Genomic DNA, 12,716 nt, shown 5'->3' with positions numbered 1-12,716 from the left:
TCTCCGGTCCGATCAGGTCAGCGTGCGTTCGTAGAGGGTGTATTCGCGCTGTGTGCCGGCCAAGGGGCGGGTGAACGCGATGTTGGGCGAACCGTCGCGGATCAGGGCCACGACGATGCGGCGGTAGCGGGCCTGGTCGAGGATGCGCAGCGCGCCGTGGTGATAGACCGCATGGCCCAGGGAAAGAGGCCGGCCGAGGCGGCGGCGGCCCAGCACTGCCGCCTGTTTCAGCTCGCGATAGGGAATGCCGATCTGGTAGGCCGTGGCCATCGGCCCGCCGCGCGCGTGGCGCAGGAAACGCAGGCGGTCCAGCCAGACGCCCAGGCCGCTTGTATGGCCTCGCATGGCGCGCAACGCCGCGCTCAGATCCTTCAGCACAATGCTGAAGCCGACGCGGGCGCCGCTGGGATTCAGGACGAAGCAGCTGGCGACCCGGTCCACCGCGATTGGCAGGCGTGCATAATGGTCGCGGAAACGCTCCCAGGGCAGGGCCACGAAACCCGGCATCCGGCCATAGCTGGCGTTGATCAGTGTCCAGACGTGGTGCAGCGCCTCTTCGGTGGTGCAGCTGTTGTAATCCTCGAAACGGTATCCCACGGCCTTGGCGTCGGCATAGTCGCTGGCGGAAGCGGTCAGGGCGGCGCCAGCGTAGGCCCGGTCAATGTCATGGCTTTCCCAGCGATGTAGCGGGATGAACCCCAGCGCGTCGAAATGGCTGCCATAATAAGCCGGGTTGCGCGGTTCACCGAGGAAGGGCGGTGCATCGAAGCCCCCGGTCTGGCAGCGATAGCTGTGGAAGATGGAGAAATCGACCGGGGCAAGCACCCTGGACGCGCCGCGCCCGGCCAGCCACCCCATGCCCGCGTCGATCAGCAGGTGGGCGACGCCCGGATCGTCCTCGGCCTCGTACAGCCCCAGGCATGCCGCGCCCTGTGTCTCTTCGGCGGGGCCCATGGCGGCCATGCGCCCCACCACCGGCCCGTCGGCGCCATCGCGCACCAGCCAGGCTGCCACGGCCCGATCCGCCAGCCACGGGTTGCTGGCCGGGTCCAGCAGCGCCATCTCCTGCGCGATCGGGCGCGGCAGGTGGCGGGGGTTGCGCGCGTTCATGGCGCTGCCGAAGGCGGCGAAGGCCGTACGCGCCGCGATGTCGCCCAGGTCGACGCGTTGGAGCACCGGGGTCATGCCACCGCCTCTGCCACCTCGACCTCCACCGGGGCGGGGGCAAGGGGGGTGATCACGCCGGTGCCGCCGTCCAGGCGCACGCGCATGCCGGTGCGCAGGTGCTGCCGGGCGCCCTTGACTGCCAGCACGGCGGGAATGCCATATTCGCGCGCTACCACGGCCCCGTGCGACAGCACTCCGCCGGTCTCCGTGACAAGTCCGGCGATGCGGGCGAACAACGGCGTCCAGGCCGGGTCGGTATAGGCCGTTACCAATATCTCGCCATCGCGGACCTGGCCCGCCTGCTCGATGCTGTCCAGCACGCGCAAGGGGGCCTCAACCACGCCCGGGGAACAGACGATGCCGCGCAGGCCATGCGGGTCCGCCGCGCCGGCCGGGGCGAGGGCGGCGTGGGGCATGATCTCGTTGGGGCGGGGATAGCTGCGGAAACTTTGGTGATAGTCGCGGTTGCGGCCAAGCTGCGTCAGCAGGCTGGCAACAATGTCCTCCGCACGCACCGCGCTGGCCCGGGCAAGGGCGATGACCTCTGGGTAGGCGAGGTGCAGGACTGCGTCCGGCCCGTCGGTCCGGCCGGCAGCATGCAGGCGCCGGCCCAAGGCCAGCGCGGTGATGCGGACCAGGCGGTAGATGCGCGTCGACCGATCCCGCATCTGCTCGCGCAAGGCCAGCATGGCGCGGTGGATGGCCAGTTCGCGGCGTAGATCGGTTTCGGTCACGCCGGCCAGGGCCTCGCGGTAGCGGGCCAGGCTGCGCTCTTCCTGCAGTTCCGGCGCCTCGTCATCGTCGCGGGTCAGCAGCAGCAGCAGGTTCTGGAATGCCGGCAGCGGATCTTCGTCCCAGCACGGCACCAACAGGTCCAGTTCGCGCAGGCTGCGGTGGCGGTGGGTATGCACGAAGGGGCGCAGTTCGTCCGCGCCGGGATAGGCCTCGCCGGCCAGATGGCGGCGGCATAGTTCCTCGGCGCTCAGTCGCTGCAAGGCCGCTGCATCGTCGGCGCGGGCGCGCAGACGCCGGCTGATCCGCCACAGGTCGCGGACCGGCGCCAGGTGGGGCACGTCGTTCAGGCCCCCGGCGAGGACCAGATAGTCGTGCTCCGCCCGCCCGCGCGCCTGCCGGCGGCGGTTGCGCTTGCCCAGCGTCTCGCGAAACAGCGTCGCCATGTTGGCGCTGTCGTATATCGTGGCGAAGTAGCGTCCCTCGCACGCATAGTGGTGGCGGGCCAGAACCGCCTCGACGTGGAGGGCAAGCGCGCTGTCATCAAGGGCGTCGGGATCGACCGTTTCCAGGCGGGCCAGCAGGGTGTCCAGCTCGGCAAGGGTCGCGTCGGCCGTCTTCAGCCGGCGCCGGACCGAACGACGGATGGCAAACAGCGTGCGCAGGCCCGCCAACAGCGTGCGGGGGGTGACGGACGTGCGGATGCCGTCGCCCGGGTAGGTGGGGGCGATGCCCAGATCGGCATCGAACGCGCGTTCGACGAAGCCGGGGATGCGCCGCAAGCCGTCCTTGACCGCGCTCAGGTTCCAATAGGGAAAGCCGCAGCGGAGCAATGTCCAGGGGCGAAGCCTGGACCGGTTGAGCAGGCCGACGCTGTCGAGATAGGCAGGCATGCTGGTCTCAAGCACGCGCTTGTACAGCGACCAGATCAGCGCGCAGGGGATGTGCGCCGCGACGCCGCCATCCTTTAGGTCGGCGTTGGTCCATTGGTCGACCACGTCATGGTGGATGGCGGCGATCGCGCGGCTCTGCAGGACATGGAACGTGCCCCGATACCAGGCCCATTCGATGTCCTGGGGGCGACCGTAATGCTTCTGGACGGCCAGTGCCAGGACGCCCAGCGCGCGGACCTGGTCGTCCGTCAGGGGCGCGTCGCCAGCGGCTCCTTCGCGGCGCAGCCGGTCTGCCATCCAGTCATAGCGCCAGGCGATGGGGTCGCTTTCCCCCTGGACTAGCGTGTCGCCCAGGCCGGGCACGGCCTCGATCAGCATCTCGGTATCGTGGCCGCGCACAGGATCGACTGTGAACACCACGCCCGCGGATTCCGCCGGCACCATGCCCTGGATCAGGCATGCCGGTTTCAGGTCGGCCACCGACAGGCCGCGGCGCAGGCAATAGTCGCGCACCCGGGGGGCAAATGCGGAGGCCCAGCAGGTCCGCACCGCGCGGCGCAGGTCGTCCACCCCCCGGACGTTCAGCACCGTCTCGTACAGCCCGGCGAAGGAACTGCCGTCCAGATCCTCCAACGTGGCGGAGGACCGCGCCGCCAGCGCCTCGAACCCGCGCGCGATCAGGGCGTCGTGCACGCGATCCAGGGCGGCCACGAGGGTGTCGGGCAGCGGCATGGCCAGAATGGCCGCCCGCAAGGACTCGCCGCCGTCGTCGTCGCGACCGGCGACGAAGTCCGCCAGCCTACCGGCCAGGTCGCCGCCAGCGGCCTGCACCGACGCCTGAAAGGTCCAGGTGGGCAGGGCGTACGCCGCCGGCACCGCGAAACCGGCGCGGGCGAGTTCCGCCAGATGGCGCGTCTTTCCACCCACCGCCGCCGTTTGCGCGGGACCGATTTCGTCGAGGGGCAGGGCGAGCGGCGTGTGCATGGCGCGTCCGATGGCCTTTCAGAAGATGCGGGTCTGCTTGCGGTGGCCCAGGCGGAAGCCGTGCTTTTCGCCCAGCGCCCCCATGGTATCGACGTCGTAGGGCTGGATGTTCCCGTAGGAACAACTGGCGTGCCCCTCCTCCAAGCCCAGTAGGATGGTTTCGGACAGGCAGGCATATGCCATGCCGTCGGCCAGGCGCATGCCCTTGATCGGCATCACCTCGGCGTTGGGCAGGGCGACCTCGCCCCCCAGCAGCACTGTGATGCCGCGGTCGTTGTCGAACAGATCGTCGCGGCAGTTCATCGGGACGGAGATGTCGCAGACGATGGCGCCCGGCTTACAGTGCTCCGGCCCCAGAAAAGGCTCCGCCGCGTTGGTTGCCACCACCAGGACGTCGCAGTTGCCGAGCGCGTCCAGCGCGTCCACCACCTGCAATGCCGGCGGCGGCCCATGGTCCAGCCAATGCTGGTGAAAGCGCGGCCAGGGGCGGGCCTGGGTGCCGCCACCGGCGCCCCCTGCCGCCGTCGCGACCGCGCGTTCGAAGCCGCTGCGGGGCGCCCCCCCGTTTGCCAGTTCGCTCAGCGTGTGGCGCAGCACCGAATCGGCAGCGCGCTCCGCCTTGCGCACGCCGCGCGCATGGTCGCCGCCGTACAGCAACAGCCGGCCGGCATGACGCGTGAAGCATTGGGCATAGGCGCTGCAGATGTTGCCGCCGGCACCGATGATCCCGATGGTCAGGTCGCGGGTGTCCCAGCCGCGCTCGCGCGCCATGGCCAGTACCGCCTGCACCCCGACGTGAACGGTGAAGCTATTGCCGGTGGTGATGATGGTGGCGTCGTCGGGCACAGTCTGGCCGTTCTTGGTCAGGATCGACGTGTACTGGCCCAGCCCGACCACGGCGCAGCCGAATTCCGTGCGCAGGGTGGCGACACCGCGATGGCACAGGGCCTGCAGATGGCTTTCGTCCTGGTTCAGCAGGGCGCGGCGGATCATGCTGGAGGTCACGGGAATACCAGCGAACACCACGCTGGTCTGGCCCCCGTGCGACGCGGTGATCGTGCGTCGGCCCAGCACGATGGGCTCGGTCACTGGCAGCATGCGCTCCAGCAGATCTTCGAGGGTGCTGGTATCCAGCAGGGCCAGCGACGGGTCGGCCACGCGCAGGTGGGCGGCGTCGATGTAATGGGTCAGGAAACCGACGCGGCGCATGCCCTCGGTCGGCGGCTCCAGCGCGATCTCCCCCTGGCGGAAGTCGCCCAGGGGGCGCAGCCCGCGTGTGCCCTCGGGCAGGGCGAATTCGATGAGCTTGTAGATATCCTCGTTGTCCACGATGCGGCACAGCTGGTCGAAGGCCGCAAGGACGCGCTCGATCTCCGCGCCCTTGATATAGGCGGAGGGCTGGATGCGGATGACGGTAGAGGCGCCCAGTGCCGGGGCAACGCGAATGCCGTGCGCGTGCAGGAGATGGCCGGCCAGCACGTACCCCAGATATCCGCTGCGGGCCAGCAGCTGCAGGCCGTAGCTCTGGCGCAGCTTCATGTCGGTGAAGGCGATGCCCAGCATCAGGCCCTCGCCCCGCACGTCGTGGATCACCTGCGGATAGCGCGTGCGCAGGGCTTCGAGTCCGGCCTTCAAGTGGCTGCCCCGCGCCTGCACGGCTTCACCCAGCTGGCGCGCGATCACCAGCGCCTTCCGCGCGATGCCACAGGACGGGTCGTCCTCCACGTTGGTGGAGGTGTGCAGCAGGCCGAAGCGCGGCAGATATTGTTCGCGCGTGACGGCACAGGCGGCGATCTTGGCCAGGCCTCCGCCCAGCGATTTGCCCAGCAGATAATAGTCGCCGACCAGGCCCATGCGGCTGGACGCCAGCAGCGCGCCTGTGCGGTAGAAGCCGGTCTGGATTTCATCCACCACCACCGGCACGCCGGCGGCGCGGGCCTCCGCCACCAGCGCCACTGCGGCGTCGGCCGGGGCAGGGATGACGCCGGCCTCGCCCTGTATGGGTTCGAGGAACAACGCGGCATAGGCGTTGAAGATTTCATGATGGCAAGTGACCTGGCCATCGACGACGGTGCCGGGCAGGACCAGGGTGTACGCGCCGGCGGCGATAAGGGTGTGCGCCGCCGCGGGATCGGCACGCAGGCGCTGCCAGTCGAAGAAATTGGTCTCGGTGTCGCCGCGCAGGAAGGGGTCGCGGAACAGCGGTTTGTGGGTCAGTGCCAGGGCCCCCATGGTCTTGCCGTGGAAGGCGCCCTGGGCCGCCAGGAAACGGGGGGCGGCGGCGGCCAGCGCCTGTGCGTTGCTTGCCCGCACGGCGGCGGCGAAGGCGTCGAAACTGGTGTGGGTGTGGCCGTCCAGGACCAGTGCCAGGGCACCGCCCAGCCGTTTGGCGCTCGCCTCGGCCGCGCGGATGCGGGCCAGCCGGCGTTCCACCCGTTCGGCAAACGCGTCCAGCCGCGCCAGCTGGGCCATGCGGGCGTGCTTGGCGGCGGCCTCCACCGCCTCCGCGCCGGAATTGCCCAGGGTGATCACGAAGTGGCGGCCGGTGGCGGCGTGCAGTTCGGCATCGAGGTCGCGGCACAGCAGCCCGGCTTCGCCCCGGATGGACATCTGCGCGTGGGTCGGCATTTCCTGTCGCAGCTGGGAAATCGCCAGGCGGCGCAGCTCCGGATGGTTGTGCCCGAGGATCAGCGAGCCGTAGCCGCCGGCGAGATCCAGCACCTCGACCTCGTCGCCCGCTTCGTCGCGGTAGCAGAGATAGTCGTCATGGGCCCGGATATAGGGCTTATCCAGGCTCAGGATCCGCAGCAGCTCGGCCGTTCGGGGGCGGGCGTACTCGGCATAGCCCTGCAAGGCGGCGGCATCGTGGTCGTGAAGGTCCGCGATCCCGGCATGCCGCCGGCTGAAATCCGACAAGGCGGCGGTGTCCGCGGAAAGCGCGGGCGAAAGGGCCCCGATGGGATCGTCGTCGAGGGTATCCATGGGGCGTCCACCTCGCATCTGTCGCGGAAAGGCGTTGGTCGTCATCGGCCGTCCCGCCATTGCTTGAGCAGCCATAGGTAACAGCCGACCAGGGCGATCCCGATCGGCCAGGCCACCGGCACGCCACCCCAGACCGGCAGCGTGCCGGCGCTCAGCAGCACGCTCAGACCGACAGTGACGATAGCAACGCAGAGCATGCGCACGTGGCGGTCGTTGAGGTGCTGGTCGCGGGCGGAGACGCGGGTTTCGACGTTGAAGACATAGCGCCCGGCGAACAGCTCGCTCAGCAGATGCTCCAGCCGTTCGGGCGCGCGTTTCAGCAACTCGACGAGGCTGCCGGCGATGCCCTGCAATTCCTGCGGGCTGAGCGGCGCCAGCAGCTCGCGCATCTGCAGGGCAGGGAAGAAATCGGCACCCACCTGACGCAGGTCGGTCCGCGCACCCAGCATCCCGGTCACGGTCTCGGCGGTCAGCAGCGCGCGGTACAGCGCCAGCGAGTCCGTGGAAACGCGCATGTGCGCGCTGCGGGCGGCGCGAACGATCTGCATCAGCCAGATGTGGGTCTCGCCGCCGCCGCCGGAAGCGTCCTCGCCGGGCGCGCGGCGCTTGGCGGTCCACACGCTGGTGGCGGCGTAGAACTCGCGCTTGAAGACTTCGGGGCGTGAGGCGTCGGTGCTCTCCAGCAGGGCGCCCGCCGCCTGATACAGCGCATCGGAGTCGTCGCGGACGATGGCGCCGAAATAGCGCAGCAGGCGCTGGCGCATGCTGGCTTCAAGATCGCGGCACAGCCCGAAGTCGATCATGCCCAGGCGACCGTCGGGAAGCAGCATCAGATTGCCGGGGTGCAGGTCGACGGCAAAGAAGCGATGAACGAAGATCTGGGTCAGGCAGGTGTCGAGCAACCGATAGGCCAGGCGCTCGCGCGCATAGCCCAGCGCCTGCAGGCAGGCGGTGCGCTGCGGGTCGCCGCTTTGCTCGGCACGTATGATGCGGCTGAGGGCGATACCGTCCAGGAACTCGCAGGTCAGCACGCCCTCGCCGCTCAGCTCCGGATAGGGTTGGGGGATGTGGATGCCGGCGTCGTCGGCATGGTTGGCGTGCATCCGGGTGAGGTTGTCGAGCTCGCGCTTGAAATCGAGTTCCTGGCGCAGCCAGAGGGCCATTTCCTCGACCGCCTCGCGCGGCGAAGCGATCAGGGGAGCGCCGGCGCGTTCCAGCACGGCCGCAAGCCGCGCCGCGCGGCGCAGGTCGTGCTCCACCCGCTCGGCAATGCCGCGCCGACGGATTTTCACCACCACCTCGCGCCCGTCGTGCAGCCGGGCCCGGTGCGCCTGGGCGATTGATCCGCTGCCCACGGGCTGGGGGCGGACATGCGCGAACAGCAGGTCTGGATCCCGGCCCAGACCCTCCGCCAACACTGCCCGCGCCTCCTCCCACGGCATGGGATGTGCGTCGTCAAGCAAGCCCAGCAGCGCAGCGCCGTATTCCGCCGGGATCAGGTCCGGGCGCAGGGCAAGGAACTGTCCGAGCTTCATGAAGATCGGGCCCAGCCGCTCCAGGCGGGCACGGAACACCTCCGGCGTGCCGATCAGGCCGCGTTCGATCCTGTTCAGGGGGCGTGCCTCGGCCAGGTCCATCATATCAGGCGGCCCCCGGCAGCGGCTTCAGTAGCCAGAACGTACCGCCCAGCAGGAGCAGCACCAGCACCAGGTGGTACGCGGCCCTGTCGCGCTGATGCCGGCTCCGATCAGACCATAGCTGGCGGATTCGCAGGTCCCGGACCATGCCACCGCTGGCCAGCCGGGCGGCGGCGCGGCGGCGGGCGGCGGCGCGTGCCGGGTCGATCACGGCGTCCGGTGCGCCATAAAGGGCCGGCAGACGCGCCGGGTGCTTCACCTGCGACCGAAAGAACAGCGCCATCTCCGCGAACAAGTCGACATGGGCGCCAAGCTTCAGCGCGCTGGCGTCCAGCATGTACAGCGCGCGCCAGTATAGCAGGGTGCTGCTGCCGCCGCGCAGGCCGTGGCGTCGGGCGGCGTCGAGGATCTCGCCGCTGTGGTTGCCCAGGTGGCGGGCCTTGAGCGAGGAGCTGGGGTCCATGGAGGCGCGATACCAGGCGCTCAGCCGGTCCTTGGTCTCGCGCTCGAAGGCGCGCCAATCTGTCCTGTCGGTGGCGGCCACATATTGTTCGCGCACGCAGTCGTAGCAGCCATCGACGTCGCCGATGCTGATGCGCTGGATCTGGCGGGCCAGGACCCGGCGCTGACGGGGATGCAACGCACCGAAGATGCCGAAATCGACAAAGGTGACCTGGTTGTTCAGGCCGACGATGACATTGCCCGGATGCGGGTCGCCGTGGAAAAAGCCTCGGGAAAACAGCTGGTGCAGTACGGACTGCACCAGGTTATGGCTGAAAAGGGAGAGGTTCAGGGTCGGGAAGGTGCGGCGAAGTTCGGCCTCCGCCTCCGGACCGTCACCCAACTGCTCCATCCGCGCCAGTACCTTGCCCAGGGTGGGGCCTTCGATGAATTCGCTGGTCAGGACGCGTCGGCTGGTCAGGTCCCAATGAACGCGGGGGAAACGTTCCCAGGGGCCGGCCTCGCGGCGCAAGCGTTCCGCGACATGCCCTTCCTGCGTGAAGTCGAGCTCGCCCCGCGTCCACTGCGCGAACTCCTCCACGGTCTCGCGCACGGAGAACACGGGCGACAGTCCCAGACGGTCCAGCATTCCGCCATAGGCCGCCAGCAGGCGCATGTCGGCTTCGAAGACCGGCCCGATGCCCGGGCGCTGCACCTTGACGGCCACCTTCTGGCCGGCCCGCGTCCAGGCGACGTGCACCTGCGCTACCGAAGCCGCCGCGATGGGCACCGGATCCAGCCGATCGAAGAGCTGTTCCGGCGCGCGCCCCAACTCCGCGGCGATCGCCGCGTGAATGTCGGCGAAGGGGACGGGTTCCACCGCCTCGAACAGGCGCGCCAGTTCCTGGCACAGGGCTGGCGGCAGGATGTCGAAACGCATGGCCATGAACTGGCCGAACTTCAGATACGTCAGGCCGAGATCCTCGATCGCCTGGCGGATGGCGCGATAGAACCGGGCGCTGGTCGGCCGCAGCAGCACGGGCACCAGCCGGCGTAGCAGCACCCAGGCCAGGCGCGCGGCCCTGCCCAGGGTGTGCGGCAAGCTGGGGCCGGCGCGCGGTTCAGCCATGGTCTGCATGATGTGCGTCGATCCCATATGAAAAATCGAGTACGCAAACAGACGCTCCGGTCGCCGCTGCACCGCCGCCATCCTGGCGGGGCAGGGACGGAAGGAAGACGTGCTAGCCTGGTGCCGCGCCCTGACCGGGGGCCGGGAGATCAGGACCGGGCAGCGTTCCGATGGGCTTTGGTGAACCGTTCGGCCATGCGACCGGGCACTTCCGTCGCGCGGCCCAGCGCCCGCAGATAGCCCTTGTAGAGGTCGGGTAGCAGGCGGTTCACGGTCTTTCCCAGATCGTCCTGGTTGGTGCGGCCGTTGGCGGTTGCCTCGTCGTTCAGCTTGACCAGGATGTCGGCGCCGGACTGCAGCAGTTCGGCGGTGGCGGCGTTGACCCCCTGCACGATCCTGTACAGTTCATCGAGGGCCGCGTTGTTGGTGTCGCTGGCGATGGCGTTGATCTCGTCCCGCACGTCCTCCGCCGTCTGAGACGGGGGTTCTGATTCTGCGCTAGACTTGGCATTCAACTCGCTGCGCAAACGATTGACCTCTGCCTGTAGTTCATCGGTCGTCTGGGCTTTTGTCGTCGCCATGGCGCCACGCTCCTGCATTAAAACGGGAACTAATGTTACGATATTGTTTCAGGGTATCGTAGAATAAACATATGTGAAGCGATAAAATTTGATTACCGGATGACATTGACGACTAAGGGGTGATAGCTATCTCCATTTTGGATAAACATAGTGTATTATCGACGCAAAATCGTCGAATCAAACTTGATGGTTACTGTCAATTCGGTTGAAACTATTATGACGGAATTGGTTGATCACCATTCGGAATGGATGACGATCAGAGCGAGGCCTTCGCCAGCAGGGCCAGGCCATAGAGACCGATGAAGGACGTAAAGGCGTGGTCGTAGCCGCGATTGCCCAGCACGTCGAAGACGCGCCGCCCCACGAGCCGGTGGACACAGAAAGCCACGCCGGCGGCCAACAGGCTGTGCCAGGATAGCATCTTCGGCTGAAAGGCCGCCAGCACGCCGAGCTGGACGATGCCGAACGCCAGATAATAGTTGGCCACGATGCCGCGCACCGCCTCTTTCCCCGACGCGACGGTGGCGGCGTAGAGGGACAGCAGGCTGCCGCCCATGTTGGTAAAGCCGTGCAGGGCGCCCATGGCAACCAGATAGCCGCGCTCCGATCGCCCGATGGAGCCCTGCACCCGGTCGCGCAGCGCAGGACTCAGGCGCAATAGCGCGGCGGCGCACATGGCGAGGCCGATGGGCAGCTCAAGACGGAAGCGCAATTGCAGGTAGAGCGACAGTGCCAATACCGGCACCAAGACACCGATGCACCACAAGGGCTTCAGCGCGCGCCACGCCGGGCGCACCTGGCCCGGTGCCTCCAGAACCTGCAGCAGCGAAATGGTGGCGGAGGCCGGCAGCAGCCACCCCAGGGTCGCGCCGAATGTCAGCCCGAGCAGCAGCAGGGTCGGCGTCCCGAACACCAACAGCCCCATCCCGAACACCGACTGCACCACCGCCAGCATCGCGATCAGGCTGATCGCCAACATAGGATCTTCCATCCCCGCTTGCCCTCCGCACGCTTAGACCGCAAAATCTAGCGCTCGTGCCCTGGGCATTACGAGTTGGATTGCAGCCCATTTGGTGCAAGTTCACGGGATGGGCGTGAGCGACCCTAGGTGAAGCTTCCTGCGATGTTCGCGACGATCGTCGGATCTTGCTCCACCCTGTCTAAAAGTGGGTTTGATGACGTCGCAATCTCGGAAGCTTGCATGATGCCTCCCACCAATCTGACTTCGGTTCGCAAGGGGGCCGAACGTCCCACCGGGCAGTTCAATCAGCGCGATACTGCGGCAGGGGCGTCCTTGCCCGGAATCTTGATGAGCAGCTCGGCGCGCGGGAAGTCGAGCGCGAAGGCTTCGAACAGGTTGAGGATGTCCGCGCCGAGGATGATGGCCGGCGAGGCGTCTCCATCCTGCGCGCCGGTGAAGTAGATCGGCACCTGTCGCAGCGTGGCCGGACCGATGGTGAGCGTTTCCATCTTCGCGGTGCGGACGCCCTGGCCGGTGGCGGTCGCCCCCCGGATCTGCCCGCTTTGGCGCAGCCGCGCGTCGTCGTCCGCCCAACCCAGCGCGTGCAGGGCGGCAGTGTTGGCGACCGTCACCGCCGCCCCGGTATCGACCAGCGCGCGCATCTTCACGCCGTTGATCAGGATCGGGACCAGCAACAGCCCGTCCTGCCCCAGCGTCCCGGACAGGCTGACAAAGCCCGGTGCCGCTGTGCCCGAGGCCGCCGCCGTGACGCGGTGGGCGACCCGATCGAACACCAGCCTGCGACCGGTGAACGTCTCCATCCCGATGATGCCCAGCGCCGAGGTCGATTGCGGGTTGGGAAAGCGGAGCAGCCCGATCTGGCTTTCATCGATCAGCCCGTTGGAGAAGCGATCGATCGGATAGATGCTGGCGGCGTCGGCACCCGTGGCGCCGTTGATCTGCAGGTCGCTCGCCATCGGCCTGAGGCCCAGCCTGTCGGCGAGCGCCGGCGCCATCAGGCTCGATTGCGCGCCGGTATCCAGCACCATGTCGAACGGCCCCTGTCCGTTGACCTGGATCGCGACCATCGGGCGCCCGCGATCGTCATAGCGCAGCGCCTCGCTCGGCAGTTGCTGTGCGACAAGGGCGGACGAAAGCGAAAACAACAGCGCAGGCAACAGCATGGCAAGGGCATCCAATCGGTTCAGT

General features: G+C 68.0%; 8 protein-coding genes. All 8 read right to left on the bottom strand.

The window, feature by feature from the left end; translation table 11 throughout:
• Positions 1-12: 12 nt before the first annotated feature.
• The 8 genes from ACG3SL_RS08350 to ACG3SL_RS08315 all read right to left on the bottom strand — a co-directional run bounded on the left by ACG3SL_RS08350 (position 13) and on the right by ACG3SL_RS08315 (position 12,691).
• A complete protein-coding gene (locus ACG3SL_RS08350; protein WP_448664667.1) occupies positions 13-1,185 on the bottom strand; it encodes a hypothetical protein in 1,173 nt (390 codons plus the stop codon).
• On the bottom strand, positions 1,182-3,776 hold the full coding sequence (locus ACG3SL_RS08345) for a PEP/pyruvate-binding domain-containing protein (protein ID WP_448664666.1): 2,595 nt from the start codon (positions 3,774-3,776) through the stop codon (positions 1,182-1,184). Before ACG3SL_RS08345 ends, ACG3SL_RS08350 begins: the two co-directional genes overlap by 4 nt.
• Before the next feature lie 18 nt (positions 3,777-3,794).
• Positions 3,795-6,758 carry an aminotransferase class III-fold pyridoxal phosphate-dependent enzyme gene (locus ACG3SL_RS08340; protein WP_448664665.1) on the bottom strand — a complete coding sequence of 988 codons (2,964 nt, stop codon included), beginning with the start codon at positions 6,756-6,758 and terminating at the stop codon, positions 3,795-3,797.
• Positions 6,759-6,799: 41 nt separating this feature from the next.
• Entirely contained in the window at positions 6,800-8,398 is a 1,599-nt protein-coding gene (locus ACG3SL_RS08335; RefSeq protein ID WP_448664664.1) for an ABC1 kinase family protein, read from the bottom strand.
• A gap of 1 nt (position 8,399) precedes the next feature.
• Positions 8,400-10,037, bottom strand: coding sequence for an ABC1 kinase family protein (locus ACG3SL_RS08330; RefSeq protein ID WP_448664663.1), 1,638 nt, complete (start codon positions 10,035-10,037; stop codon positions 8,400-8,402).
• Between the two features lie 77 nt (positions 10,038-10,114).
• Positions 10,115-10,546 carry a hypothetical protein gene (locus tag ACG3SL_RS08325; RefSeq protein WP_448664662.1) on the bottom strand — a complete coding sequence of 144 codons (432 nt, stop codon included), beginning with the start codon at positions 10,544-10,546 and terminating at the stop codon, positions 10,115-10,117.
• Between the two features lie 256 nt (positions 10,547-10,802).
• Positions 10,803-11,525, bottom strand: coding sequence for a hypothetical protein (locus ACG3SL_RS08320; protein WP_448664661.1), 723 nt, complete (start codon positions 11,523-11,525; stop codon positions 10,803-10,805).
• Between the two features lie 287 nt (positions 11,526-11,812).
• On the bottom strand, positions 11,813-12,691 hold the full coding sequence (locus ACG3SL_RS08315) for an aspartyl protease family protein (RefSeq protein ID WP_448664660.1): 879 nt from the start codon (positions 12,689-12,691) through the stop codon (positions 11,813-11,815).
• Positions 12,692-12,716 lie beyond the last annotated feature (25 nt).

It is taken from the genome of Sphingomonas degradans, assembly GCF_053502645.1.
Note: the sequence above shows the minus strand (reverse complement) of the source record. Positions and strands in the feature narration are given on the sequence as shown.

Coding starts and splice junctions, on each gene's coding strand:
- ACG3SL_RS08345 (WP_448664666.1), bottom strand. CDS start 3,776: ATGCACACGCCGCTCGCCCTGCCCCTCGACGAAATCGGTCCCGCGCAA.
- ACG3SL_RS08340 (WP_448664665.1), bottom strand. CDS start 6,758: ATGGATACCCTCGACGACGATCCCATCGGGGCCCTTTCGCCCGCGCTT.
- ACG3SL_RS08320 (WP_448664661.1), bottom strand. CDS start 11,525: ATGTTGGCGATCAGCCTGATCGCGATGCTGGCGGTGGTGCAGTCGGTG.
- ACG3SL_RS08350 (WP_448664667.1), bottom strand. CDS start 1,185: ATGACCCCGGTGCTCCAACGCGTCGACCTGGGCGACATCGCGGCGCGT.
- ACG3SL_RS08315 (WP_448664660.1), bottom strand. CDS start 12,691: ATGCTGTTGCCTGCGCTGTTGTTTTCGCTTTCGTCCGCCCTTGTCGCA.
- ACG3SL_RS08325 (WP_448664662.1), bottom strand. CDS start 10,546: ATGGCGACGACAAAAGCCCAGACGACCGATGAACTACAGGCAGAGGTC.
- ACG3SL_RS08335 (WP_448664664.1), bottom strand. CDS start 8,398: ATGATGGACCTGGCCGAGGCACGCCCCCTGAACAGGATCGAACGCGGC.